Here is a 24,669-nt window from a genome sequence, read left to right as displayed (position 1 = left end):
GCGGGCGTCTCGAAGCGGGAAGGTGTCGCATTCAACAGGTAGAAACTATTAACCATCCTCTCGTCTTGGCTGCCGGTTGTTTACCTCTCGCAAAGGAAAAACTGGTGATTTGCATGGGCAATGACAGCGCCACGCATCCTCTATGATTCGGGGATGGTGCTGTAGCGGCGCGGATGCGTGAGCATCCTCAAGCCTCGGTACAACATGCCGCATGATGACAGCCGTCGATCGGGTCCGATTGAATGGTGATGTGGCAGGCTTCAAGATGGGAATGCGGATATGGCCAAGATACTGATTACCGAAGACGAGGATGCTCTGCGGTCCTTCGTTGCCCGGGCGTTGCGGCTCGACGGACATGAAACCCATGAGGCGGCTGATGGCGCCGAGGGTCTCGAAATGCTGGCCACCAGCAATTTCGACCTGTTGCTTTCGGATATCCGCATGCCGGTCATGGATGGTATCGAACTGGCGCATCGCGCCCATTCGGATTTTCCGGGCCTGAAAATTCTGCTGATGACCGGCTATGCCGAACAGCGCGAACGGGCTGACGATCTGCTCGAAAAAATCATCGATGTCGTGCCAAAGCCGTTCGCGCTTCCAGATATTCGCAAGGCCGTAGCACAGGCTTTGACGGCCTGACGGGTTTCGGTTGATTTGCGACGTTTGCCCGGTACGGGTTGCAGATCCGTTCGGCGCTTGGCGTCGTGGACGTGAAGGGCGCGAGCGCCGCTCCCCGCCCTTCCATTACATGTCCAGCAAGCGCTCCAGATAACGGCGCTCTACCTCCGGGCTGGCATTATTACCCAGCTTGTTGCGGATCGCGTCGAGGATTTCGCGGGCGCGTTGCACGTCGATTTCGTCAGGGACTTTGACCCGTTCGCCAAAATCCGGCCCGGTGGTTGACCGTGGCCGCCCCAGCGGGTCGCGCCCGCCCTGATTGCCTTCCGCCATGCCTTGCCCCTGGCCCTGACCTTGACCCTGGCCGGGCTGCATGGCCTGCATCATTTGGTTCATCATATCGCGCGCCCCTTGGCGCAAGGCTTCCAGCGCCCGGCCCTGGCCCTGCACAGCCCGGTCACCCTGGCTCTTGCCGAGTGCTTCACCCGCGCCCTGCATTTCCCGGCCCGCCTGGCCGAAATTTTCTCCAGGTTTGATACCGAGCTTGCCAAGTCCGTCCTGGACGCCCTTCAACTGCTTGCCAAGCGCATCCTGCTGCTGGCGCAATTGTTTGAGTGCTTCACGCAGTTGCTCGGCGGTCATCTGATCCGGTGAGGAGGGATTTTTGCCAGCGCTGTCTTTATTCTGGTTGCCGTCCGGGTTTTGGCCCTGATCCTGGTTCTGCTGGCCATCTGGCGTCGGACCGGTCGGCGGATTGTCCTGGGTCATGCCGTCACCATCTTCGGGCTGAAGGTCATCGCCCATCTGCGACCGGCTCTGTAATTCCTGGTCCAGTTTGAAGGTCTGATCCATCAGCTTCTGCTGGTCCTGCATGATCTGGCCGAGTTTGTCGATCTGCTTGCGCGCTTCGCTGGTCTGCTGTTGCTGCTGCGGATTGGAACGTTGCGGGCGTCCGGCCTGAAGATTGTTCATCATCCGTTGCATCTCCTGCAACATCTGGCGGGCGGCATCCTTGTTGCCGGAGCGGGCCAGGTTCTCGATCTGGTTCATCATGTTTTCCAGATCGCGCTGGGTCAGCATTTTCTGAGCGCTCTGCTGGTTCTGCTGGCCGTTTTGCGGCTGCTGCCGTTCTGCAAGAGCCTTCATATAGTCCTGCATCGCCTGACGGACCTCGTCCATCAGCTTCTTGATCTCGGCATCGGGCGCATTACGCTCCAGCGCTTCCGACAGCTTCTGCTGCGCCTCGCTGAGCTTGCGCTCAGTCAGAGACACATCACCATCATCGATGCCAAGCGCGATTTCCCAGAGGTAATCTGCCGTGTCTTTCAAGGCTTCGGTGGTGCTCGCCATCTGCATGCGGGCATGGGCCGAGGAAATCAGCAGGTAATGGGAAAGCTGCGGAATGGTTTCATCGGCGCGCAGCGTCAGTGCTTCGTTGAGCGCCACGGCGCGGGGCATCTGCCGCGTGTCCAGCGCAAAGACCTGGCGCTGTTCGGCCACGGCGGCGGCGAGCGGTTCGGAGAAATTGCGGCCCGGCAGGATCATCTCATGGGCTGGGCTGCGGCCCTCCTGGCCCAATCCGTCCTTGGCAATCAGCGTGATCCTCACCTTCTTTCCAGCCAGCGGATGTTCGGTCAGGTTGCGGCTCGACATGCTCTTGATGTCGCGGGCATTGCGGCTCGGCAGGTCCAGCTTGAATTCAGGGAGGGGATAGAGCGGGCTGGCCTGTGGGGCGGCATCCACAGGGACGATCTCGGCGCGGGCTTCCAGCAACCCGTAATCGTCGCGGGCGGTAAAGCCGATTTCCAGCGCTCCGTTGACGGCACGTTTCGGAATGCCGTCAAAGGCGATGGTTGGGCCATGGTCGGGAATGACCTTCAGCGGCCATTGCCGGGTGCCGAGGTCCAGCGTGCCGCTTTCGCTCAGTGTCAGGGTCAATGTACGGGCGTTGTCCGTCTGGGCTGGCGTTGGCGTTGGCGTGGCTGACGAGACGGCTGCCAAGGAGCCGGGCGTGTTTTCCTGGTCGGCCTTGACCGGCTGGAAATCGACTGCCGCTGCCCCGGATGCCGGTTTGAAGTCTGCCTGTTCGTCTCCGGTGCTGCCGGTCAACCGTACAGTGACCACCGATTGGCTGGGAACGGCGATATCCTGGGTGCCATCGCCATTGCGTCCCGTGAGGAAAACAGGGGGACGGCCCGTATAGCCCGGCGGGGTAATCCAGGCATCGATGCGCAGGGTAGGGGCGTTGTCGTCCCTGTCTTGCAGCAGAAAGGCATCGGTGAGACGGCCAGCGCCATTCGAGCCGGAATAGGCAAAGGCCACCGCCAAAAGTAGAGCGGGCAAGGCGCGCAGGCCGAAGCGGTCGAAGCGGGCGATATCAGGCTTTGGTCGTCCGGCATCGAGCGTGGCGATCCGGGTTGCCATGCGCCGTTGATGCTCATGCCAGAGGGCGCGAGCAAAAGGCGTGTCGAAGGCCGGTTCCTCACCCTGTACGCCGATGGGTTGATGCGTCAGATGATTGCGCTCTTCCAGCAACCGGTCTGCTTCGCCAATGTGCGGCCAGCGCAGACGGGCCAGGGGCAAAAGCGAGGCGAGAAAGCCGAAGACCAGCAGAAAAACCAGCGGCCAGCGCAGATAGCTGGGTGCCTCGCGGAAAAAGCCGAGCCAAGCCAGCGACAGGAAAATAGCGGCAATCGAGGCTGGAAGCAGCAGCAGGGGCAGCAACCGCTCACAAAACAGCACGAGCCTTGCCGTCCAGCGGTTCACGGCCAGACTGCGGGCCAGCTTTTGATCGCTGTTCAAAGCCCCTTGGCTCTTTTTCGTGCCGGAAGCGGTCATGGGCAGTCTCCGGTTTCCTGTCATCACCACGCATAAAACTTGAAGCGCAACCAATACGGTTCATCACAGCATTGACGTGTCAGGATAGCATTGTTTGTGGCGAAGACGAGGGGCAGGCCCGGTGCAGGGGTGGTTTTTTCAGCCATTCGGGTAAATTGTGAACGCGATCTCCTGAAAAGACGGCGTGTTCAGGATGCCAGCCAATCGGGCAGGCTGTCCAACCGGATCATATCCTCATAGCTCGGCCTTGGCCGGATCACGTGGAATTGGTTGCCCTTGACCAGCACTTCCGGGACAAGCCGTCTCGTATTGTACGTGCTCGATTGTACGGCGCCATAAGCCCCTGCCGAGCCGATGGCGATCAGGTCGCCGGGCCTTGGCATGCTCATTTCGCGGTCGAGCGCCAGATAATCGCCGGTTTCGCAGACCGGCCCGACCACATCGGCGCGGATGCGCGGGGCGCTGGCCGCAGACAGCAGCACCGGGCGAAGCTCGTGATGGGCGTCATAGAGCGTCGGGCGGATCAGGTCGTTCATGGCGGCATCGACGATGACGAAGGTCTTGTTGCCGCCGTCCTTCACATAGATCACTTCGGTCACCAGAATACCGGCATTGCCGACGATCAGCCGACCTGGCTCGGCCACGATCCGGCAGTCCAGCGAGGCCAATTGCTGCTTGACGATGGCCGCATAGGCCGCCGGGTCGGGCGGCGGATTGTTGTCGTCTTTGTAGGGAATGCCAAGCCCACCGCCGACATCGACGTGATCGATGACATGACCTTCGGCCCTTAGCGTGGTTACCAGGTCGCGCAACAGCTTGAAGGCCTCGGCAAACGGCTGGAGATCAGTGATCTGGCTGCCGATATGCATGTCGATCCCGGTGACCTTGATACCCTCGAGGCTGGCGGCACGGGCATACACGGCGCGGGCGCGCTCATAGGAAATGCCGAATTTGTTTTCTTTCCGACCGGTGGAAATCTTCGCATGGGTGCCAGCATCAACATCGGGGTTGATGCGGAAGGAGACATGCGCCGTCTTGCCGGCTTTCAGCGCTCTTTGATTGAGGATGTCCAGTTCGGGTTCGGATTCGACATTGAAGCAGTAAATCCCGACCTCCAGCCCCAGATCCATTTCCGACAGCGTCTTGCCGACGCCGGAAAACAGGATGCGGTTGGGGGGAATGCCAGCTGCCAGCGCCCGGCGCAATTCGCCTTCGGAGACCACATCGACGCCCGCGCCCAATTGCCCTAGGGTTTTCAGCACCGCCTGGTTGGAATTGGCCTTGACCGCGTAGCAAACCATGGAATCGACGCCGTCGAAGGCCTCGGAAAACACCCGGTAATGGCGTTCCAGCGTTGCGGTGGAGTAGCAATAGAAGGGTGTGCCGACCGCCTTGGCGATCTCTGGAACGGACACATCCTCGGCATGGAGAATGCCATCGCGATACTGGAAATGGTTCACGGTGCGCCTATCACAGAAGCGGATCGAGGAAGAATTTCTTCTCCGGTGCCTTGGTCTGGGTTGGCGCGTCCGCCTTGTTCTGCTGGGCAACCGGCGTGCTCGGCTTGTCCAGATCGCCCTTGCGGCCACAGCCGGTGACCAGAACGCTGGCGGCACCGAGCAGGGCAGCGGAAATCATCAGTCTTCGATAGCAAACAGCCATAATATCCTGTCCAACGTAGTGGTGGGCCTATGTCTAGCCAAAAACCGGGCTCTATGCATCCCGATTTTTGTGATGGATCGATCGGGTTTGACGATCAGTTGCGGCTGCGCCACCATTTGATCTGCTTGCGCACCTCGTCCGGTGCCGTGCCGCCATAGCTTTTCCGGCTGGCAACCGAGGCTTCCACCGTCAGGACCGAATAGATATCGGCGGTGATGGCGGTATGAATGGCCTGCAAGTCTTCAAGCGGCAGATCGGCAAGATCGCAGCCTTTTTCCTCCGCGAGGGCGACAACCCGGCCCGTGACGTGATGGGCATCGCGGAAGGGAAGCCCTGCCTCGCGCACCAGCCAGTCCGCCAGATCGGTGGCAGTGGAAAAACCGGAGCCAGCCGCGGCCTTCATCCGGTCGGCCCGCACAGTCATGTCGCGGATCATCCCGGTCATGGCGGCCAGCGCCAGTTCCAGGCTTTCCGCAGCGTCGAAGACCTGTTCCTTGTCTTCCTGCATGTCCTTGGAATAGGCGAGCGGCAGACCCTTCATGATCGTCAAAAGCGCAATCAGCGAGCCGTTGATCCGGCCCGTCTTGGCGCGCACCAGTTCGGCGGCGTCCGGGTTCTTCTTCTGCGGCATGATCGAGGAGCCGGTCGAAAAGGCATCCGAGAGCCGGATAAAGCCGAATTGCGGCGTCGACCAGATGACGATTTCTTCCGCAAGCCGCGACAGATGCACCGCCGAAATGGCGGCAATCGACAGGAATTCCAGCGCGAAATCGCGGTCTGATACGGTATCGATGGAGTTGCGGGTCGGTTCCCGGAAACCGAGTGCCTTGGCGGTCATGTGGCGGTCGATGGCATAGCCGGTGCCGGCAAGAGCGGCAGCGCCGATTGGGCTTTCATCCAGATGCTCGATAGCGTGGCGCACCCGCTGGCGATCCCGGCCGAACATTTCCACATAGGCCATGCAGTGATGACCAAAGGTGACTGGCTGGGCCGTCTGCAAATGGGTAAAGCCGGGCATGACGGTGTCGGCATGTTCTTCGGCGCGGTCGAGAAAGGCGCCGATCAGGTCGGTCAACAGGCTTTCGGCTTTTTGCAGCTCTTCCTTGACCCAGAGGCGGAAATCCAGCGCTACCTGGTCGTTGCGCGAGCGGGCGGTGTGCAGGCGACCTGCGGCGGGACCGATCAGGTCGGCCAGCCGCGCCTCGATATTCATGTGAATGTCTTCGAGCTTGCGGGAGAAGGTGAATTGTCCGGCTTCGATCTCTGACAAAATCGTGTTCAGCCCGGTGACGATCTTGTCTTTGTCTTCGCCGGAAATAATGCCTTGATGCGCCAGCATGGTGGCATGAGCAATCGAGCCGCGGATATCCTGGGCATAGAGCTTCTTGTCGAAACCGATCGAGGCGTTTATCTCCTCCATGATGGCCGCAGGGCCGGAGGCAAAACGGCCGCCCCACATCTGGTTGGAGGATGTCGTGTCTTTGGTGTCCTCGGCCATGCTCAATAGATCCTGGAGACGTCGATGACGAAAAAAAGACCGCTGGGACTTCCTTCCGCCAAGCTGATTGCGTTTGCGGCGATTGCCGGTGTGTTGGCCGGCGCGGTTGCGGTATACGTGAAGGAGACGGGGTCTGGCAATGGCTCTGAAATCGCTGCCGCCCAAGGGTGTGAGACGGCGGCACAGGCGATCAAGACGCTTGACCCGCTGATCAAGGGCCAGGTTGCCGCCGTGGTGGCGGCCAATCCGCCACGCCCGATTACCGGTCTCACCTTCAAGGATGCCAGTGGCGCCGACAAGAGCCTCCAGGATTTCAAAGGCAAGCCGCTGCTGGTCAATCTCTGGGCGACCTGGTGCCTGCCCTGCCGGGAGGAAATGCCCGCCCTCAATCGTCTGCAACAGACCAAGGGCGGTGATGCATTCGAAGTCGTGGCGATCAATATCGACAGCGGCAGCGACGAAAAGCCGAAAGCCTTTCTCAGCGACAACGGTATCGATCATCTCGGCTTTTACCGTGACAGTTCCATGGGCGTCTTCAATGCGCTGAAAAAACAGGGCCTGGCTTTCGGCCTGCCGGTGACGCTGGTTCTCGATGGCAAGGGTTGCCTGCTCGGTTCCATGAATGGTCCTGCCGTATGGGACAGTGAGGATGCCAAAACCCTGATCGATAAAATAATGTCTCTTTGAAAAGCTGGTAAAGATGGAAAGGGGGACGACATGTTGAAAATCTGGGGTCGGGCAAATTCGACCAACGTCAAGAAGATCTTATGGGTCGCGGAAGAGCTGGATCTTGTTTATCAGAGGATAGACGCAGGCGGCGCTTTTGGCGTCGTCAACGATCCCGCATTTCGCGCCATGAACCCCAACGGGCTGGTGCCTGTGCTGGAAGACGGCGATGTGGTGCTGTGGGAATCCAACACTATTCTCCGGTATCTCGCGGCTCGGTATGGCGATGCTGCGTTCAATCCGGTTGATCCGGTCGCCCGCGCGCAGGCGGAAAAGTGGATGGACTGGGTGACATCGACCATTGCCACACCCTTTCGGGATGTGTTCTGGGGCATGATCAGAACACCGGCAGCAGACCGCGATATGGGGAAAATCGAAGCGGCGGCCAAGGTTGTGGCCGGGCATCTTTCCGTCGTCGATACGGTGCTGGCCAAACAGGATTATCTGTCCGGCGAGACATTCGGTGTCGGCGATGTTCCGCTCGGATGCTTCATCTATGCATGGTTTGAAATGCCGATTGCCCGACCGGACCATCCACATCTGGCCGCATGGTATGAGCGGCTGAAAAGCCGCCCCTCCTATCAAAACGCGGTGATGAAGCCGCTGAGCTGAATGCCCTTGGATTACCGCGTCGGAACCGGGATTTCGCCGCGGTAATCATAGAAGCCCCGGCCGGATTTGCGGCCAAGCCATCCGGCCTCGACATATTTGACCAGCAGCGGGCAGGGGCGATATTTGCTGTCGGCCAGGCCGTCATGCAGAACCTGCATGATCGACAGGCAGGTATCGAGGCCGATGAAATCGGCGAGCTGCAAGGGCCCCATCGGATGATTGGCACCGAGCTTCATCGCCGTATCGATGGCCTCGACCGAGCCGACACCTTCATAGAGCGTATAGATCGCCTCGTTGATCATCGGCAGCAGGATGCGGTTGACGATGAAGGCGGGAAAATCCTCGGCGACGGTAATGGTCTTGTCCAGCGACCGTACAAAATCCTTGGCGGTCTCGAAGGTCTTTTCACCGGTGGCAATGCCGCGCACCAGCTCCACCAGCTTCATCACCGGCACCGGATTCATGAAATGGATGCCCATGAAGCGTTCCGGGCGATCCGTGGAGGCCGCAAGCCGGGTGATGGACAGCGACGAGGTATTGGTAGCGAGAAGTGCTTCCGGCTTCAGCACCGGGCAGATCTGGCCGAAAATCTTACGCTTGACGCTTTCATCCTCGGTGGCGGCCTCGATTACCAGATCCACCTGGGCGAGGTCCTGGACGTCGGTGACGCCGGAAATGCGGGCCAGCGCCGCCTTGCGTTCGCTATCCTCCATTTTGCCATTGGCAACCTGGCGCGCCATGTTACCGTTAATGGTGGCAAGCCCGGCTTCGATCCGCTCCTTACTCAGGTCATAAAGCGTGACATCATAGCCGGAGAGCGCCGATACATAGGCAATACCGCAGCCCATCTGTCCCGCGCCGACAATTCCAACATTCTTGATCATCACGTCTCCCATCCCTGCCTCGGGGCTTTATCAGCGCCCGCTTCCCATCTCGCTACCGGGCCTTAAGCCTGGCAAACCGTGACGCGCGCAGAGTGTGCCTACGGCTCATCCGGCGTGTCCTGGACGACAGTGATAAAGCCATGTATCGCCGTTTTCCAGCCCTGATCGCAGCCCGTTGCGTTATTCCTGCCGCCCCTTGGCCTCCGCCCCGGGATTATCTCGCTTCTGTCGGCGGAGCGGCCCGGCCTATCCCCAGCGCTTTAGGGTTATTTTAAGCCGCGACGATTAAAGTTGGCAAAAGGGTGGCGCGGCTTTTTCAGGTCACGCCATAAGGATGACTATAGCGCTCTGACGCATTCACTTTGGTCATGGTGTCGTACGCTCACATTTTGTTTATGCATCGATTGTTCAAACTCGGCTGAGGCCTCTGTTTTGATCGATGCACCAGGGGGGAAATCGCATGCGCATTGCGCGTAAGTTGCCATTATTTGTCTGTTTGATCACGATTCTGTCGATCGGAGCAGCCAGTTGGGCCACGTTGATTCAAAGCTCCACCCTGGTCAAAAAAGAAGTGATGCAGAAGCTGGAGGCGACGGCTGACGGTCGACGCAACGAGGCCAGGCTTTATTTCGAAAATCTGGTCACCAATCTGCGGGCTTTTTCCAGCGTCGCCACGACGGGGGAGGCCCTTTACAAGTTCAAGGCGGATTGGCGCTATCTGGGCGAAAAGCCACGCGATGCTCTTGTTGATCGCTACATCACTCAGAATCCCAATCCCGCCGGTCAGCGATTGCAGATGGAGTCGGCCCGTATCGACACCTATGATAGCAACCATGCAAAATTTCATCCGCTGCTGCGCATGGCTTTGCAGCAATACGGCTATGCGGATCTGTTCCTCATCGATCCGAAGGGTAATATCGTCTATTCGGTGCAGAAAAACGAGGAATATGCTGGCAATGTCGCTGATTCCTCGCTGAAAGACGGTCCTTTGGCCAAGGCCTATGCCCAGGTCGCCAAGAGCGATGACCGGCAATTCTATGCGCTGTCCGATTTTACCGCGTATGGTCCGTCCCGTCAGACGGTGGCTTTCCTGTCGACGCCGCTGTTCATGGGTGACATCAAGATGGGCGTGCTGGTCGTCGCCATTCCCTCGGAACGGCTGACCGCAATGTTTTCCAACCGGACAGGGCTTGGCGATACGGGTGAGACCATTCTCCTCGATTCCAATAGCATGATGGTCAATGATTCCGCGCTAACAGGTGAAAAGGATTCTCTTGTCACCAAGGTTGCCGCACCGATGTTGGGCGATGTTTTGAAGGGTGCCAAGGCCAGCGGCCAGATTGAAGGCTATCGCAATATGGTCAGCTATGCGGCAGCCATTCCCTTGTCCTTTGCCGGTCATAACTGGGCTGTCGTCGCGCTGATGAGCGAGAATGAGGCACTGGCCAATGTCGCGCATTTGCGTGATATCGTCCTGTTGATTGCCGCCGGTCTTCTGGTTCTGGCGATCACCGGCGCGGTTCTGTTTTCCCGCTCGCTGACCGGGCCGATCAACCAGTTGGTCGATAGCATGAAACGGCTGGCCGATGGCGATACCAGTGTGACGCTGGCCGGTGAGAACCGGGCCGATGAAATCGGCGACATGGTGCGGTCTGTGGCGATCTTCCGCGATGCGGCCATCGAAAAGGGCCGGTTGCAATCCGCCGCCGAACAGGATCGGCAGACGTCGGAAGCTGAGCGCCTGGCCCGCGAAGCCGCCCGCAACGAGGAAACCGCACGGCTTCAGCAGGCCGTCGATATTCTCGGCGCTGGTCTGCAACGGCTTGCTGCCGGAGACCTGACGACCACTATTGAGACGCCGTTCATGGAAGGCCTTGACCGGCTACGGACTGATTTCAACGATTCGATCCGGCGGTTGGCATCGACCGTGCGCCAACTGTCCGGCAGCACCGGCTCGATCAACGGCACCGCGACCGGAATGGTTTCGGCAACACATGACCTGTCGCGCCGCTCCGAGCAGCAGGCGGCGGCCATCGAGCAGACATCCGCCGTGATCAACCAGATCATGGAAGCCATCCGCACATCTACCGAGCGGGCTGAAAATGCGAGGCGCATGGTGGCGGATGCCAAGACCTCGACCGAACGCTCAGGAGCGATTGTCGGGTCGGCAATTGATGCCATGGGGCGGATCGAAGAGGCATCGCTGGCGATTTCGCAGATCATCAACGTGATTGACGAGATCGCCTTCCAGACCAATCTTCTGGCGTTGAACGCTGGCGTGGAAGCGGCCCGCGCGGGCGAAGCAGGCAAGGGCTTTGCGGTCGTGGCCCAGGAAGTGCGTGAATTGGCGCAGCGTTCCGCCAGGGCCGCCAAGGAAATCAAGGAACTGATCAGCAAGTCTGGCGAGGCGGTGAAAAGCGGTGTCGGTTTGGTGCGCAATACCGGCGACGCGCTGGGCGATATTGCCGGTCAGGTCGTACATATCAACGAGGAAATCTCGTTTATCGCCACGGCTGTCGGTGAACAATCGGAAAGCGTGCGGGAAATTTCCACGGCGATCCGCCAGATGGAAGAAACGACCCAGCAGAATTCCCAGATGGCTGACCGCACCAATTCCGACATGTCGCGGCTGACCAGCGATGCGGAAGCGCTGTCCAATCTGGTGTCGCAGTTCCGGGTGATGGATGGTGAGATCGTTCCCAACCCGGCAGCCTCTTCCTATCGTCCCGCGGCTTCGCAGCAACCGTCTGCCCCCAATACCCGTCAGGCCATCAGGCCAGCCGATCCGGCCAGCAGCCGTCCCGCCGCTTCGCCTGCCCGCGCCTTGATGGGCAAGCTGGCGACTGGGTTGAAGACCGGCACTGGCACGCCCGCCCCGAGCGGTGGCAACAATTGGGAAGAGTTCTGATCAGTCTCCACTGTCCCAAAATACCCCTGAAAAGCAAAAAGGCCGCGGAGATGCGGCCTTTTCCTTGTTTAGAGACTGTCAGGTTCATATTGAACCAGGCAGTCTCTAAGTTCTTTTGTTTTCGTTTGTCTTTTCGGGAAAACCGGATTCCACTTTTCCCTGACAAACTCTAAATTTCGTTGATCAAGGCGCGATCAAAGCGCCTTTTCAAACTCCGGCAGGGCCTCAAACAGGTCTGCGACGAGGCCGTAGTCTGCGACCTGGAAGATCGGGGCTTCCTCGTCCTTGTTGATGGCGACGATCACCTTGCTGTCCTTCATGCCGGCCAGATGCTGGATAGCACCGGAAATGCCGCAGGCGATGTAGAGCTGCGGTGCAACGACCTTGCCGGTCTGGCCAACCTGCCAATCGTTCGGCGCATAGCCTGCATCGACTGCGGCGCGCGAGGCGCCGACAGCGGCCCCCAGCTTGTCGGCCAGCGGTAGAATGACTTCCTTGAACTTCTCCGAGGAGCCAAGCGCTCGCCCGCCCGAGATGATGATCTTGGCGGATGTCAGTTCCGGGCGCTCCGACGACGACAGCGCATCCGAGACAAAGCTGGACAGGCCGGGATCGGCAACCGCTGCTACGGCCTCGACCGCAGCCGAGCCATCGGCAGCAGCGGCAGCAAAGGAGGCGGTGCGCACGGTGATGACCTTCTTGGCATCGCCCGACTGGACCGTCTGGATGGCATTGCCGGCATAGATCGGGCGCTTGAAGGTGTCGGCAGAGATCACTTCAACGATTTCCGAGATCTGCGCCACATCAAGCAGGGCGGCGACGCGCGGCGCGACATTCTTGCCGACCGAGGTGGCGGCAGTGATGATCGTATCGTAGGACGGTGCCAGCGACACGATCAAGGCTGCCAGCGGTTCGGCCAACTGGTTGCCAAGCTCGGCGCTATCGGCCAGCAGCACTTTCGAGACGCCGGACAGTTTGGCGGCGGCGTCTGCGGCGGGTTTGGCACCCGCGCCTGCGACGAGAACATGGATATCGCCGCCAATCTTGGCTGCTGCCGTCAGTGTTTTGGCGGTCTGTTCGGAAATGGTTGCGTTGTCGTGATCTGCCAGAAGAAGAATGGCCATTTTTCTATATCTCCCAATCCGAAATCAAAGCACGCCGGCTTCGTTCTTAAGCTTTTCGACCAGTTCGGCCACTGACTTGACCTTTATGCCCGCCTTGCGGCCACCCGGCTCCTCGGTCTTCAGCACCTTGAGACGTGGCGTGGTATCGACACCGAAATCGGCGGGCGTCTTCTTGTCGAGCGGCTTCTTCTTGGCTTTCATGATATTGGGCAGCGAGGCATAGCGCGGCTCGTTCAGGCGCAGGTCGGTGGTGATCACGGCTGGCAGTTTTACGGCAATGGTCTGCAAGCCGCCGTCGACTTCGCGGGTGACATTGGCCGAACCGTCGCCGATTTCCAGCTTGGAAGCAAAGGTGGCCTGCGCCCAGCCCAAGAGGGCTGCGAGCATCTGGCCCGTCTGGTTGCTGTCATCATCAATTGCCTGCTTGCCGACGATGACCAGGCCCGGGGCCTCGGCTTCAACGATGCCTTTGAGGATTTTGGCGACGGCCAGCGGCTCGACAGCATCCTCGGTTTCCACCAGAATGGCGCGATCCGCGCCCATGGCCAGCGCCGTGCGCAGGGTTTCTTCGGCCTTGGCCGGGCCGATGGAGACCACGACCACTTCCTCTGCCTTGCCCGCTTCTTTCAGGCGCAGCGCTTCCTCAACGGAAATTTCGTCGAACGGGTTCATCGACATTTTCACATTGGCAAGCTCGACGCCGGAGCCATCCGGCTTGACGCGGATCTTGACGTTATAATCGACGACGCGCTTGACGGGCACGAGAATCTTCATGGGGTCCTTCCTTGCTTCACGTTCTTGTGGGCCTTGCGCATGATGACATGCGGTGCCGCCACTGCTTGTTTCCTGCATCATTCCGTAGATCAGCGGTGATTTAGGGAATGATGCAGCCGCGTTTCCACTCTCTCTTCAATGCGATAGCCCCGTTTATCTGCCAGTCGAACCATCGGTGATCCGTTTCCAGGCAAACGCCAGACTGCGGCATTTTGCACGTCGGAGATTGTCAATTGGCGACATGGATACGCATTTTTTCCTCCATGACAACGGTGCCATTCATTCTTGCGATGCTCCTCCCGCAGACTGATGCTCCGAGGCCAGAATTACCTAACTTTTACGTTCACGTCAAATATTGCCTTTCATCCAACCAAAATCGGTTTTCTGCGCGATGCTCTTGCTACCGGTTTTTTCCCGGCACCCAGAGGACATCGGCCTTGCCAATCCCATTGGCATAGCGGGCGGCGACGAACAGGAAATCCGACAGGCGATTGACATATTTCAGCGCCGGTGCCGAGACGGCCTCGCCGGGGATCTGCATCAGATCGACCATGATCCGCTCGGCGCGCCTTGCAATGGTGCGGGCCAGATGCAGATTGGCGGAAGCTGGTGAGCCTGCGGGCAATACAAAGGATTTCAACGGTTCGAGATGGGCGTTCAGCGCATCGATTTCCTGCTCTATCCTGTCCACCTGGCTCTGGACGACGCGCAGGGGCTCCCATTCCAGTTTTTCGCCGGTATCGGGCGTGGCCAGATCAGCGCCGAGATCGAACAGGTCATTCTGAATGCGAAACAGCATGGCATCCAGCACCTCATCGGCTGTCGTATGCAGGCGGGCGACGCCGATGGCGCTGTTGGCCTCATCGATCGTGCCATAGGCATCGACACGCAGATCGTGCTTGAAGCGGCGCGGGCCGCAGACCAGCGCCGTGGTGCCGTCATCGCCGGTGCGGGTGTAGATTTTATTGAGTTTTACCATGGAACCATTCGTCTTGAGACAGCGGGTGGTACCCGCACTATTAGAGCTTGCCTTAGAGCCTGCTCAAGAATTGCTGCTGGCCAGCGGCGATTATTGGATAGGCTGCTAGGAAAAGTGGAGCATGACAGACGCTAGCGACCGCCGCCGGTGATCCATAAGGTCAGCATGATCAGCACAACGGCAATGGCTTGCAGCAGCACACGCATCTGCATCAGCTTGTTGGAGCGGTTGGCATCGCCGCCCTTCATCATGTTGAACAGCCCACGCACCAGAACCAGCGCGACAAGCCCCATGACGATAATGGCCAGAATGGTGGTGAATGAGGACATGATGCGCCGCTAACCTTGATGATGAATGTCTACCGATCAATCCAGCGCCCGCATCAGCCGATAGAAGAGATCGGACGGCATCAGCCGTTTGAGTGCGACGCCCTGTTTCGCCGGCTTCGTGACCAGATAATGTGGCCGTGGACGCTTCGCGGTCAAGGCGTGTTGCAGCACTTTATACACGGCATCCGGTCCAAGCTTGTGGCGGTTTTTCGGACCGGTGCCGTCAAGACGCGCCAATTGCCGCTGGTAATCTGCGGCATGGACCGAATTTTCCACGTCGATATTGCGTTTGATGGCCTCAAGGCAATTGGCGGTGAAGCGGCTTTCTATCGGACCCGGCTCGATCAGGCTGACCATGACGCCACTGCCGTCCAACTCCATCCGCAGGGTGAGCGACAGGCCCTCCAGGGCATATTTGGAGGCCGTATAGGCGCCGCGCCAGCGATAGGGAATGAGGCCGAGAATAGACGAGCATTGCACGATCCGGCCCGACCCTTGGGCGCGCATCACGGGCACGATCCGCCGCGTCAGGTCGTGCCAGCCGAACACATTGGTCTCGAACTGTTCACGAAGCGCCTCCGTTGGCAAATCTTCGACCGCACCTGCCTGGCCATAGGCACCATTGTTGAACAGGGCGTCCAGCCGCCCGCCGGTGCGCGACAACACGGTCTGCGTGAGGGCCGCGATACTTGCCGTGTCGCGGTAATCCATCAGCAGCGCTTCAAGGCCGTCATCCTCAAGCGATTTCAGATCTTCCACCTTGCGCACGGTGGCAAACACCCGCCAGCCATCCTGCTTCAGGGCGCGGGCGCAGTAGGCTCCAATGCCGGAGGAGCAGCCGGTGACGATAATGCTTTTCTGTGCAGCCATATGAGGTTTTCCTCTTACAAATACGATAGGGTCTCCCATATTCGACAGATATAGGCAATTGTGGCAGGCCGCTTGAGAAGCAGTCAGTGAAGAATGAACGGGAGACGGAATGCGGTCCTATCTGGGCAGGCTTTACAAGGTGGCCTTCGATGCGGTCTGGCATTTCACCGAGGACGATGGTTGGGCGATGGCGAGCCATGTGGCGCTGTCGATCCTGCTGGCCGTGTTTCCCTTCCTGATTTTCGGCACGGCGCTTGCCGGTCTTCTCGGTGCCAATACATTTGCACCAACCGCCATCCATTTCATCTTTGATACCTGGCCAGAGGAAATCGCCAAGCCGATTTCCGAGCAAGTGGTGCAGGTGCTGACCATTCCGCGCGGCCGGCTCTTGACGATTTCCGTGCTGGCGGCGGCCTATTTTGCCTCCAACGGGGTTGAAGCGCTGCGCACGGCACTGAACCGGGCCTACCGGGTCACGGAAACCCGGCCCTGGTATATTACCCGGCTTATCAGCCTCGGCTTTGTCATCATGGGGGTTGCCGCCTTCGCTGTGATCAGCGTGCTGCTGATCGCCGTGCCGATCGCGCTGCGCTTTGCCGAGCGGCAATTTCCGCTTTTGAAGGATTTCCTGGCGCTGGTCTCGAACTGGAGCGTGCTTGGTACGTTGATCCTGCTGACCATCGGCCTGACGATTTCGCATCTCTGGCTCCCGGCGGATCGGCGGCGTCTGATCGACGTTTTGCCCGGCATTTGTCTGACATTGCTGCTCTGGCTGCTGGGGGCGCTGGCCTTTGCCGCCTATCTCGCCACCTTTGCCAATTATGCCGCCACCTATGCCGGTCTGGCCTCGGTTATGGTGGTGATCATATTTCTCTACATGCTGGGTGTGCTGTTCTTGATCGGGGCGGAATTTAACGCGGCGCTGATGAAGTTTTCCAGGCCGCGCACGCGATCACGGCGAATGTCAGACCGCAATCCCCACCAGCCTACGGATGTCGAGGGGTGATAGCCCATCTGCGCGCAAATGCCGGAGCCCTGCCGATTGCAGGCTTTTCGACAGTTTGCGCCCATCCTCGCCCATCATCAGTCGATGGTGCGTATAGGCCGGAGCGGGCAGGCCAAGCAGGCTCTGCAACAGGCGGTGGACGGCGGTAGCCTGGTAGAGATCCTCGCCGCGCACCACATGGGTCACGCCCTGGAGCGCGTCATCGACCACCACCGACAGATGGTAGCTGGACGGTGCATCCCAGCGCCAGAGAATGACATCGCCCCAGATCGTCGGGTTGGCGTCGATCTGCCGCACCGTGTCGCCTTGTCTTTCCTCCCAATGTAGGGTGCCGCCAACCATGGAGAGGGCTTTGCCTGTATCCAGACGTAGGCTGTGGCGCTCGCCCCTGTCGATCCGTTGCTGCGCCAGTTGCCGGTCCATCTGCCGTTCGTCAGACGGATAATGCCAGGCCCCATCGGGGTCGCGGGGCCAGACCTTGCCTTGCGCCTCTGCTGTCTGCGCCTGCCGCTTGATCTCGGCGCGGCTGAGAAAAGCCGGATAGACCAGATCCATAGCCTGAAGCTTTGCCAAGGCTGCACGATAGGCGTCGATATGCTCGGACTGGCGGCGCACCGGCTTTTCCCATGTCATACCGAGCCAGGCAAGATCCTCGTAGATCGCCGCCTCGAACTCAGGCGTGCAGCGGTCGATGTCGATATCTTCGATCCGTAACAGCAGCCTACCACCGGCGGTCTCAGCCATATCCGCATTGATCAGTGCCGAAAGGGCATGGCCGAGATGAAGATAGCCATTTGGGCTCGGCGCAAAACGAAAGACTGGTTTTTGCGGAACGACTAAAGGAAACTGGAAATTGGACATGGTGTGTTTTGGCATGATTTGGCAGGTGAGGAAAAGAGATGGGCGAGACGATGCGTATTCGTAGCCAGGCGGATCTTGCCACCGGCCTTGAGGCCTTGCTTGGTATCGATCCCCGGCTGCATGCCATTGCCCGCGAAGCCGGACCTTTGCCGCTTCGGTTGACGGAACCGGGTTTCGAAGGGTTGGCCTTTATTATCGTCTCGCAAATGGTGTCGCGCGCCAGTGCTGATGCGATCTGGCGGCGGCTTTGTGGGGCGATGGGTATAGCCGACCCCGCCGCCTATCTGGCGCTGGGGGATGCAGCGCTTTCGCTGGGTCTTTCGCGCGCCAAACATGCCTGCCTGAGCGGTCTGGCCACTGCCGCCCAGGCCGGAGACATCGACCTCCTGGCAATCCTCGATCAGCCGGTGGAGGCGGGCATTGCTGAGCTGACCCGGCTGCGCGGCATTGGGCTGTGGACATCGGAAGTTTATCTGATGTTTTGTGGCGGTCACGCAGATGTGTTTCCAGCCGGTGATGTGGCGTTGCGGGCGGCTGTGGGGGATGGTCTTTGCCTTGCCGCGCGCCCGGACATCCGCGAAACCACCCGAATTGCACTGGCCTGGCGGCCATACCGCGCCATTGCGGCACGGTTGTTCTGGGCCTTTTATGCGGCGCGTTTACGACGCGAAGCGGCGCCGGTGCCGGTCTGATGGAGAATCAGTTCACTGCTTATTTATTGGGCTTCACAATCCTGTAACAGCAAGCCTAATATAGAGGGAGCAGATGCCGAATCGATCAGGAGAACGCCTTGACGATTGCAGTTTCGCCCCAGTCCTTGCCAGCGCTTGTGCTCAACGCTGATTATAGGCCACTGAGTTATTATCCCTTGTCGTTGTGGTCCTGGCAGGACGCGATCAAGGCGGTTTTCCTTGACCGTGTGAATATCATCGCCGAATACGATCATTCGGTCTGTTCACCCAGCTTTTCCATGCGGCTTCCCAGCGTGGTCAGCCTGAAAACCTATGTGCAGCCGACACGCAATCCCGCCTTCACACGCTTCAACGTGTTTCTGCGCGACAAGTTTCAGTGCCAATATTGCGGCTCGCCTGACGACCTGACCTTCGATCACGTCATTCCCCGCGCCCATGGTGGGGAAACCACCTGGCAGAATGTCGTGGCGGCGTGTTCGCCTTGTAATCTGCGCAAGGGATCGAAATTGCCGAAACAGGCCAATATGTTCCCGGCCCAGAAGCCCTATCAGCCAAGCGTGCAGGACCTGCATAATAATGGTCGGTCGTTTCCACCCAATTATCTGCATGAAAGCTGGGTGGATTATCTCTATTGGGATTCTGAATTGCAGCCTTAACAGTCCGTCCAATAATCGCCGCTGGCCGTCTGCAAATGGCAATTTCTGCGCTTGCCGAGCCTCACGTACCTTAAGTACGCTCCGTTCCGGTTCTCGAAATCACCATTTTCGCCAGGCCAGCTGCAATTCTTGAACAGACTGTAGCCTTATGTCCTTATGCGCCGTGCGCCCCAGAAGGCGATGGCGGCGAGAACGAGGCTGGTCAGGACATTCCAGCCGGCCAGTGACACGCCGAAAATCCTCAGCGCTGCTTCCGTGCAGGACGGCCCTTTGAAGCTGTTGAGCTGCGAGAGGATATCGCCGCTGCTGTTGAAGCCCGCGCCGCTGGTGGCCGAGCAGGCGCTTGGGCCCTCCCAGAAATGCCATTCAACGCCGGCATGGTAGACGCCAAGACCGGCGCTGACGATCATGATCAGGCCGAGAAGCAGGATCAGGCTTTTCGTGACTTTGGCGGGTAGGTTGATGATGGCGGCGATGACCGTCACCAGTCCGATTGCAGCGCCGATATAATAGGGCTTGCGCTGCAACAGGCAAAGCTCGCAGGGAATATAGCCGCCGAGATATTCAAAGGCCAAAGCCGAGCCGACGACCCCCGCCATGCCAAGGGTCAACAGGAGGGCAGGGGCAAGACCGGGCCGGGTGGACGAAAGCGTGGTCATGATGGTTCTCCGTTCCTCATCTTTCAATGGATAAGGAGGCGATAGGCGACGAACAGGGCGATCAGCACGACAGCGCCGATGGCAGCGATCAGGCCGAGGCGTTTTTCAATGAAATGGCGGATCGGCTCGCCATAGCGACGCAGCAGCCAGGCCAGCAAGAAAAACCGGCCTCCACGCGCGACGATGGCGGTCATGATGAACAGCCAGATATCCACATGCGCGACGCCCGACAGGATCGTAACCACCTTGATCGGCGGCAGATGAGCCAGACCGGAGGTGATCAGCAGCAGCACCACCGTCTCGTAATCGACCGACAGGCGCAGCTGGTCGAAGGCATCGGCCTTGCCGTAGAATTCCAGGATTGGCCGGGCAATGCTTTCATAGGCGTAATAGCCGAGAAACCAACCGGCTATGCCGCCCAAAACCGAGGTGATGGTGGCAATGGTGGCATAGCGCCAGACCTTTTCCGGCTTGGCCAGCGCCATGGGCAAGAACAGCACGTCGGCAGGCACAAGAAAGATCGAGCTTTCCACAAAGGAGATTGCCCCAAGCCAGGCTTCCGCGGATTTGCGGGCGGCAAGCGACATGGTCCAGTCGTAAAGGCGTCGCAGCATGATCGCTCCTTGGTCCTATGCAGAGGGTCTTTGCCATTGCGGCGCAGCATTCAAGATGACGAAAGACTGAATATCTGCCGTTCCGTCAAGTCTTTATGCGCAAAGCCCATGGGCTGTAAATGCGGCGAAAACAGCGATATCGCCCGGATGCCTGACTTTTGCGTGAAACCGCAAATTTGTAAAAAACCCGGTTGACCGCCCCCCCTTATTCCGTGTAGTTCGTCCTTCTACTCTAAGTGCCCCTTTGGCGGAATTGGTAGACGCGCCTGACTCAAAATCAGGTTCCGAGAGGAGTGCTGGTTCGATTCCGGCAAGGGGCACCATCAATATCATTGTTATATTGAAATCATTCAGAGTTTCAGGTGTTTTTGTCCCACCTTTTGCCGACGCTGGAATGCGTGGAATCAAACAGTTAATCCTCCAGATAATCATGATGGCCAGTGTTGTCGCTAAGCGGCCATGATTGCGACCGATAGCGGAAATCACTTGTGCTTTGCGCCTCCCGTGCCGGTCGTTCTCGCCACCTGCATTCGTTCGTGGGGGCTGTCGGTCTGCTGTTCGAGCAGTCACGTCCGGAATGCGGTCGATAGTGGAATTCGACAAAGATAGAACGCGCCAACATTGAGCCTCAGACAGCGCAATAGCTTTGCAAACATCCGCGGACGAGCACTTCCAGCGAACTCGTTTGGGTATCGCCGCTCCGATCTCCAACCGCCTCGGCATTTCGCCGCATGGTCGCAACAGAAGAGACCGAGTTCACGTTTTGAAATGAACGGTCACCGAAAATGAGTTCCCATTCGGTGCCAATGCGGGCATGTGTTTGTGAAAGCCCGTATGAGCCACTGCTCGACGACACACGAATCAAAGAGCTGACAGCATGGACACTCCGGTTTCACTAAATCGTCTTTCCGAGAACACGGTCTTTCGTAAGGGCGATGTTTTCGTACTCTTCGGCGAACTGTTCGGTCGCGGATACGCTACTGGATTGCTCGATGAAGCCAGGCGGGCAGGAATGGAGATTGTGGGGATCACTGTTGGGCGGCGCGACGAGAACAACGCGCTGCGACCGCTCGACGCCGAGGAACTGTCTTCGGCCGAGGCCCAGCTGGGCGGCAGGATCATCAACATACCTCTTATGGGGGGGTTCGATCTCGATGCGCCCGAAGACGGCTTAACTCCCACCGATCTCCTGGCAAAAATGACGCTTGAGAGCTGGGAACACGACAAGCTCGACTGGGACTATATCGCGCAATGCCGCGACATCGCCACTGCGCGTTTTACGGAGTCGCTTTCGAAAGTCATGACCGTTCTCGACGGAATGATCGCCGCTGGCCGCAATGTCTTCTTTGCCCACACAATGGCTGGAGGCATCCCGAAGGCGAAGGTATTCTTGGTCATCGCCAATCGAATCTACAAGGGGACCGGAAGTCGCCACATGTCGTCGCAGACCTTGCTCGACAGTGACATGGGAAAACTCATCCTGCAGAATTTTGACGAGGTTTCCGCAAACACCTTTCGCCATCTCATTGATTTCAGCGCGGCGATCCGCGAGCGCGTGGAAGCTTCGGGTGGTCAAGTCCGATATACGGCCTATGGTTACCACGGATCGTCAGTCCTCATTGACGGAAGCTATCGTTGGCAGACCTACACCAACTATACCCAAGGCTATGCGAAGATGCGGCTCGAAGGCATTGCAGAGCAAGCCTGGGCGAAAGGGATCAAGGCAACTGTCTATAATTGTCCCGAAATCCGGACCAATTCCTCCGATGTGTTCACGGGTATCGAGCTGCCCCTGATACCGCTGCTGCTTGCCTTGAAGAAAGAAAACGGTGGCAAATGGGCAGACGAACAGTGGCAGGCCTGCCAGCAGCTTCTGGCAGATGGCATAACCATGAAGGATGTGTTCCAGAAGATCGCCGACATGCAGGCCAGCGAGGTCATGCGTCCGTTCTATGATTTTTCGGCATGGCCCATGGCAAACAGCCAGTCACAGGCCGATTTGACCATCAGCACGTCCAACGGGATCACCCAGATGCATCGCAATAGCAAGGAGATGATCAGCGACCTCCTGAGCGGTCTCGTTGTGAAGGCAACCGGACAGCTGATTTTTGGCGAATCTTCAGACCCCTCCGGTCCCGTCCTATGGCTCAACCACGATATCGTGGCTCGGCGACTGAACGCTTCCCACCCGCATTCAAAGTCTCCCGCGCCTGGAATGGAATCTTCGCCCCTTGAGATGGTGTGACAGCTTCTTAAGCTTAATTTGAAAGCTGGGTGTTAGGCCATGAAGCGACGAATCTTGCGACAGGAACCGCCGCCCATTCTGGTCATTCACCATGCGGTAAGCGGTCCTGAAATCCGACGTTCGCGAGCACCCCACGTCATGGGCCCGGTCGTATGACACGGCAAAGAAGGCTATGATCTACGCATAGTTGACAAAAAAACGCCATCGTCGACGCACTGAAGTACCACATGTCGAGCGCATCGATATATTAAACTGCGAATTCAAGTTTGACGCCATTGGTATGTTGTACACGTTGTAGAAGATCGAGACGCCCGCTCCACTGCGATCGGGTAGCGCGTGGACCACTCCAGGGCGGCGCTCGTGTAAAGGATCCGCTCACCAAGGCGATGATAGCGTCCTGCACTGTTTGGTCTCGGCGGGTGAAACACTTGGTGAACTCTATCCGTCAGACCAGAGCGGTAGAATGTACCGGAAATCTTCTTGAATACGTCACGGGCTTCAGCCCTCGCGGCAGGTCTTACTCGCGGGGATCATTTCCACGTTTATGAAAGCCGCATGACGTCTGCTTCAGGCCAATAACGGAAGTCGGCGAACCGAGTTGCTCTGGCCGTTTTCGTCTTTTGCGCTCGAAAAGCAGTGAGACTGGAGACGGTCTCATTTCGGTCATTAGCGTCACAAATCGTCGATTCAAAAAGTCGTCATATATAAAGGTTACGGCAGCGTAGATGTTTGAGGAATGGCGGCGATGCATAGCGATCAAATAAACATCAACGCGGCGCACGTGAGAGATTTGATCGCTGACCAGTTTCCGCAGTTTCGAGGCGAAGAAATCATTGAACTGGAAACAGCAGGCACGGCCAATGCGATCTTTCGAATTGGTGCCAAGCACGCTGCCCGCTTTCCTCTGCGGATGATGGATACCGCCGAATGCACCCGTTTACTGGAAGCGGAAGCCAGAGCCAGCGCGGAATTCACCGAATGTTGCCTCTTTCCCAGTCCTAAGCCAGTCGGAATCGGGCGGCAAAGTTCTGACTATCCGCTGCCGTGGTGTGTACAAACTTGGATCGAGGGACAAATTTCTACGCCGACTGGACTATGCAACTCGCCTGTTTTTGCGCTCGATCTTGTAAGACTGATCATTACACTTCGCACAGCGAATTTGAACGGACGGACATTTGAGGGCCGGGGTAGAGGCGGAAATTTGACCGATCATGATGGATGGATGGAGGTGTGCTTCTCTAAGAGTGAACACCTTCTTGATGTTGATCATCTACGCAGCATGTGGAGAAGCCTTCGCGAATTGCCATCTCCAAATCGCGAAGTGATGAGCCACAAGGACATCATTCCTACAAATCTCTTAGTCAATGGCGAACACTTGGTTGGAGTGCTTGACACTGGCGGTTTTGCTCCTGCCGATCCATCGCTTGATCTCGTCGCCGGTTGGCATCTGCTAGATCGGGATACTCGAGCGGTCTTCCGTGAAGGTCTGCAAGTTGATGACCTTGAATGGCACCGAGGCGCGGCATGGGCATTCCAGCAAGCGATGGGCTTAGTTTGGTACTATAAAGACACGAACCCTATAATGGCCGACTTGGGCCGAAGCACAATTTCTCGGCTCATTGAGGATTACCCATCGCAGGTCTAGTTAATAGTTTTCAGTGACTGCTCATGATCATTCAATCTTCAAAACCACCGGTTCGCTTCTTCCCTTCGTTCCATTTAAATTCGACGCTTCACGCGCCAGACACACAAGCGCGAAAAGGCGACGGGGAATTAGCGGTCACTATATTCAGCGGCAAGTGCGCCGCCAGAGCAGGTAGATGCCGCCGGCTACGAATGCATAAGCAATACTCAGCAGTGGCCCGGTCACAAAGGTCACAACAAACGGGCAAGCAACATCATTGCATTCGTAGATCCCACTTAGCCCGGACCATACAGCCGTCTGATAGCCCAGGAAAATGCACAATACCGTCATTACGACGAATATAGTCGCAATCTTGAAAGCCTTCATGACTGGTGTTTCATGCATATTTGTGAGGCAGCGTTGGATGTTTACCTCGCTCTTGTTGCCAGTTTGCAATTAAAATCAGGTGCTTACTGCCTTTCGAAAGGGG

Annotated in this window: 22 protein-coding genes and 1 tRNA gene; 10 read left to right on the top strand and 13 right to left on the bottom strand. The window is 58.2% G+C overall.

Translation table 11 applies throughout. The annotated features are described in order from the left end of the window. Positions 1 to 279: 279 nt before the first annotated feature. The gene (locus FS819_RS14460; RefSeq protein ID WP_015917316.1) at positions 280 to 639 is read left to right on the top strand and encodes a response regulator; all 360 of its coding nucleotides are present in this window, start codon (positions 280 to 282) and stop codon (positions 637 to 639) included. A gap of 105 nt (positions 640 to 744) precedes the next feature. On the opposite strand, the gene FS819_RS14455 is transcribed toward FS819_RS14460, so the two are convergent. The 4 genes from FS819_RS14455 to argH form a co-directional block, all read right to left on the bottom strand. Continuing rightward, the gene (locus tag FS819_RS14455) at positions 745 to 3,456 is read right to left on the bottom strand and encodes a TIGR02302 family protein (protein ID WP_234624542.1); all 2,712 of its coding nucleotides are present in this window, start codon (positions 3,454 to 3,456) and stop codon (positions 745 to 747) included. A gap of 188 nt (positions 3,457 to 3,644) precedes the next feature. After that, complete coding sequence (gene lysA / locus FS819_RS14450; RefSeq protein ID WP_234624541.1) at positions 3,645 to 4,916, bottom strand: diaminopimelate decarboxylase; 1,272 nt, start codon at positions 4,914 to 4,916, stop codon at positions 3,645 to 3,647. Positions 4,917 to 4,926: 10 nt separating this feature from the next. After that, on the bottom strand, positions 4,927 to 5,118 hold the full coding sequence (lptM, locus tag FS819_RS14445) for an LPS translocon maturation chaperone LptM (protein WP_156547965.1): 192 nt from the start codon (positions 5,116 to 5,118) through the stop codon (positions 4,927 to 4,929). Between the two features lie 94 nt (positions 5,119 to 5,212). Next, the gene (gene argH / locus FS819_RS14440) at positions 5,213 to 6,616 is read right to left on the bottom strand and encodes an argininosuccinate lyase (protein WP_156547964.1); all 1,404 of its coding nucleotides are present in this window, start codon (positions 6,614 to 6,616) and stop codon (positions 5,213 to 5,215) included. A gap of 24 nt (positions 6,617 to 6,640) precedes the next feature. On the opposite strand from argH, the gene tlpA reads away from it, so the two are divergent. Beyond that, a complete protein-coding gene (tlpA, locus tag FS819_RS14435) occupies positions 6,641 to 7,303 on the top strand; it encodes a thiol:disulfide interchange protein TlpA (protein WP_156547963.1) in 663 nt (220 codons plus the stop codon). A 30-nt stretch (positions 7,304 to 7,333) separates the two neighbouring features. Further along, the gene (locus FS819_RS14430; RefSeq protein ID WP_156547962.1) at positions 7,334 to 7,954 is read left to right on the top strand and encodes a glutathione S-transferase family protein; all 621 of its coding nucleotides are present in this window, start codon (positions 7,334 to 7,336) and stop codon (positions 7,952 to 7,954) included. An 11-nt stretch (positions 7,955 to 7,965) separates the two neighbouring features. Here FS819_RS14430 and FS819_RS14425 read toward each other — a convergent pair whose 3' ends face one another. Further along, a complete protein-coding gene (locus tag FS819_RS14425) occupies positions 7,966 to 8,838 on the bottom strand; it encodes a 3-hydroxybutyryl-CoA dehydrogenase (protein WP_070153043.1) in 873 nt (290 codons plus the stop codon). A gap of 574 nt (positions 8,839 to 9,412) precedes the next feature. Here FS819_RS14425 and FS819_RS14420 point away from each other — a divergent pair. Further along, positions 9,413 to 11,746, top strand: a complete 2,334-nt coding sequence (locus FS819_RS14420) for a methyl-accepting chemotaxis protein (RefSeq protein ID WP_197434093.1) — start codon at positions 9,413 to 9,415, stop codon at positions 11,744 to 11,746. A gap of 194 nt (positions 11,747 to 11,940) precedes the next feature. On the opposite strand, the gene FS819_RS14415 is transcribed toward FS819_RS14420, so the two are convergent. The 5 genes from FS819_RS14415 to FS819_RS14395 all read right to left on the bottom strand — a co-directional run bounded on the left by FS819_RS14415 (position 11,941) and on the right by FS819_RS14395 (position 15,822). Then, positions 11,941 to 12,870 carry an electron transfer flavoprotein subunit alpha/FixB family protein gene (locus FS819_RS14415; RefSeq protein WP_156547960.1) on the bottom strand — a complete coding sequence of 310 codons (930 nt, stop codon included), beginning with the start codon at positions 12,868 to 12,870 and terminating at the stop codon, positions 11,941 to 11,943. Between the two features lie 24 nt (positions 12,871 to 12,894). Beyond that, on the bottom strand, positions 12,895 to 13,644 hold the full coding sequence (locus FS819_RS14410; protein WP_156547959.1) for an electron transfer flavoprotein subunit beta/FixA family protein: 750 nt from the start codon (positions 13,642 to 13,644) through the stop codon (positions 12,895 to 12,897). A 400-nt stretch (positions 13,645 to 14,044) separates the two neighbouring features. Next, positions 14,045 to 14,623, bottom strand: coding sequence for a cob(I)yrinic acid a,c-diamide adenosyltransferase (locus tag FS819_RS14405; protein WP_156547958.1), 579 nt, complete (start codon positions 14,621 to 14,623; stop codon positions 14,045 to 14,047). A 131-nt stretch (positions 14,624 to 14,754) separates the two neighbouring features. Next, positions 14,755 to 14,952, bottom strand: a complete 198-nt coding sequence (locus FS819_RS14400) for a twin transmembrane helix small protein (protein ID WP_015917305.1) — start codon at positions 14,950 to 14,952, stop codon at positions 14,755 to 14,757. Between the two features lie 36 nt (positions 14,953 to 14,988). Beyond that, a complete protein-coding gene (locus FS819_RS14395) occupies positions 14,989 to 15,822 on the bottom strand; it encodes an SDR family oxidoreductase (protein ID WP_156547957.1) in 834 nt (277 codons plus the stop codon). A gap of 109 nt (positions 15,823 to 15,931) precedes the next feature. Here FS819_RS14395 and FS819_RS14390 point away from each other — a divergent pair, with 109 nt between their 5' ends. Further along, positions 15,932 to 16,828: a YihY/virulence factor BrkB family protein gene (locus tag FS819_RS14390; protein WP_156547956.1), complete on the top strand. Its 897-nt coding sequence runs from the start codon at positions 15,932 to 15,934 to the stop codon at positions 16,826 to 16,828. On the opposite strand, the gene gluQRS is transcribed toward FS819_RS14390, so the two are convergent. Then, positions 16,787 to 17,689 carry a tRNA glutamyl-Q(34) synthetase GluQRS gene (gene gluQRS / locus FS819_RS14385; RefSeq protein ID WP_156547955.1) on the bottom strand — a complete coding sequence of 301 codons (903 nt, stop codon included), beginning with the start codon at positions 17,687 to 17,689 and terminating at the stop codon, positions 16,787 to 16,789. The genes FS819_RS14390 and gluQRS overlap by 42 nt on opposite strands. A gap of 38 nt (positions 17,690 to 17,727) precedes the next feature. Here gluQRS and FS819_RS14380 point away from each other — a divergent pair, with 38 nt between their 5' ends. Continuing rightward, positions 17,728 to 18,381: a DNA-3-methyladenine glycosylase family protein gene (locus FS819_RS14380; RefSeq protein ID WP_156547954.1), complete on the top strand. Its 654-nt coding sequence runs from the start codon at positions 17,728 to 17,730 to the stop codon at positions 18,379 to 18,381. Positions 18,382 to 18,479: 98 nt separating this feature from the next. After that, positions 18,480 to 19,037 carry an HNH endonuclease gene (locus FS819_RS14375; protein ID WP_015917300.1) on the top strand — a complete coding sequence of 186 codons (558 nt, stop codon included), beginning with the start codon at positions 18,480 to 18,482 and terminating at the stop codon, positions 19,035 to 19,037. A 146-nt stretch (positions 19,038 to 19,183) separates the two neighbouring features. On the opposite strand, the gene FS819_RS14370 is transcribed toward FS819_RS14375, so the two are convergent. Both FS819_RS14370 and FS819_RS14365 read right to left on the bottom strand, forming a co-directional pair. Then, positions 19,184 to 19,696, bottom strand: a complete 513-nt coding sequence (locus FS819_RS14370; RefSeq protein WP_156547953.1) for a disulfide bond formation protein B — start codon at positions 19,694 to 19,696, stop codon at positions 19,184 to 19,186. A 23-nt stretch (positions 19,697 to 19,719) separates the two neighbouring features. Next, entirely contained in the window at positions 19,720 to 20,310 is a 591-nt protein-coding gene (locus FS819_RS14365) for a YqaA family protein (RefSeq protein ID WP_156547952.1), read from the bottom strand. Between the two features lie 238 nt (positions 20,311 to 20,548). Between FS819_RS14365 and FS819_RS14360 the strand changes: the two genes are divergently transcribed. The 3 genes from FS819_RS14360 (at position 20,549) to FS819_RS14350 (ending at position 24,200) form a co-directional block, all read left to right on the top strand. Beyond that, positions 20,549 to 20,633 (top strand) — tRNA-Leu (locus FS819_RS14360). Between the two features lie 554 nt (positions 20,634 to 21,187). Continuing rightward, positions 21,188 to 22,555: an enoyl ACP reductase FabMG family protein gene (locus tag FS819_RS14355; protein WP_156547951.1), complete on the top strand. Its 1,368-nt coding sequence runs from the start codon at positions 21,188 to 21,190 to the stop codon at positions 22,553 to 22,555. A 745-nt stretch (positions 22,556 to 23,300) separates the two neighbouring features. Beyond that, complete coding sequence (locus tag FS819_RS14350) at positions 23,301 to 24,200, top strand: aminoglycoside phosphotransferase family protein (protein WP_156547950.1); 900 nt, start codon at positions 23,301 to 23,303, stop codon at positions 24,198 to 24,200. Positions 24,201 to 24,669: the final 469 nt, after the last annotated feature.

It is taken from the genome of Allorhizobium sp. Av2 (genome assembly GCF_021462805.2).
Lineage (GTDB): Bacteria > Pseudomonadota > Alphaproteobacteria > Rhizobiales > Rhizobiaceae > Allorhizobium > Allorhizobium vitis_G.
Note: the sequence above shows the minus strand (reverse complement) of the source record. Positions and strands in the feature narration are given on the sequence as shown.

What these genes read in the sequence shown, in the direction of transcription:
- FS819_RS14460 (WP_015917316.1), top strand. Translation starts at nt 280, where the DNA reads ATGGCCAAGATACTGATTACCGAAGACGAGGATGCTCTGCGGTCCTTC.
- FS819_RS14455 (WP_234624542.1), bottom strand. Translation starts at nt 3,456, where the DNA reads ATGACCGCTTCCGGCACGAAAAAGAGCCAAGGGGCTTTGAACAGCGAT.
- lptM (WP_156547965.1), bottom strand. Translation starts at nt 5,118, where the DNA reads ATGGCTGTTTGCTATCGAAGACTGATGATTTCCGCTGCCCTGCTCGGT.
- argH (WP_156547964.1), bottom strand. Translation starts at nt 6,616, where the DNA reads ATGGCCGAGGACACCAAAGACACGACATCCTCCAACCAGATGTGGGGC.
- tlpA (WP_156547963.1), top strand. Translation starts at nt 6,641, where the DNA reads ATGACGAAAAAAAGACCGCTGGGACTTCCTTCCGCCAAGCTGATTGCG.
- FS819_RS14430 (WP_156547962.1), top strand. Translation starts at nt 7,334, where the DNA reads ATGTTGAAAATCTGGGGTCGGGCAAATTCGACCAACGTCAAGAAGATC.
- FS819_RS14425 (WP_070153043.1), bottom strand. Translation starts at nt 8,838, where the DNA reads ATGATCAAGAATGTTGGAATTGTCGGCGCGGGACAGATGGGCTGCGGT.
- FS819_RS14420 (WP_197434093.1), top strand. Translation starts at nt 9,413, where the DNA reads ATGCAGAAGCTGGAGGCGACGGCTGACGGTCGACGCAACGAGGCCAGG.
- FS819_RS14415 (WP_156547960.1), bottom strand. Translation starts at nt 12,870, where the DNA reads ATGGCCATTCTTCTTCTGGCAGATCACGACAACGCAACCATTTCCGAA.
- FS819_RS14410 (WP_156547959.1), bottom strand. Translation starts at nt 13,644, where the DNA reads ATGAAGATTCTCGTGCCCGTCAAGCGCGTCGTCGATTATAACGTCAAG.
- FS819_RS14405 (WP_156547958.1), bottom strand. Translation starts at nt 14,623, where the DNA reads ATGGTAAAACTCAATAAAATCTACACCCGCACCGGCGATGACGGCACC.
- FS819_RS14400 (WP_015917305.1), bottom strand. Translation starts at nt 14,952, where the DNA reads ATGTCCTCATTCACCACCATTCTGGCCATTATCGTCATGGGGCTTGTC.
- FS819_RS14395 (WP_156547957.1), bottom strand. Translation starts at nt 15,822, where the DNA reads ATGGCTGCACAGAAAAGCATTATCGTCACCGGCTGCTCCTCCGGCATT.
- FS819_RS14390 (WP_156547956.1), top strand. Translation starts at nt 15,932, where the DNA reads ATGCGGTCCTATCTGGGCAGGCTTTACAAGGTGGCCTTCGATGCGGTC.
- gluQRS (WP_156547955.1), bottom strand. Translation starts at nt 17,689, where the DNA reads ATGTCCAATTTCCAGTTTCCTTTAGTCGTTCCGCAAAAACCAGTCTTT.
- FS819_RS14380 (WP_156547954.1), top strand. Translation starts at nt 17,728, where the DNA reads ATGGGCGAGACGATGCGTATTCGTAGCCAGGCGGATCTTGCCACCGGC.
- FS819_RS14370 (WP_156547953.1), bottom strand. Translation starts at nt 19,696, where the DNA reads ATGACCACGCTTTCGTCCACCCGGCCCGGTCTTGCCCCTGCCCTCCTG.
- FS819_RS14365 (WP_156547952.1), bottom strand. Translation starts at nt 20,310, where the DNA reads ATGCTGCGACGCCTTTACGACTGGACCATGTCGCTTGCCGCCCGCAAA.
- FS819_RS14355 (WP_156547951.1), top strand. Translation starts at nt 21,188, where the DNA reads ATGGACACTCCGGTTTCACTAAATCGTCTTTCCGAGAACACGGTCTTT.
- FS819_RS14350 (WP_156547950.1), top strand. Translation starts at nt 23,301, where the DNA reads ATGCATAGCGATCAAATAAACATCAACGCGGCGCACGTGAGAGATTTG.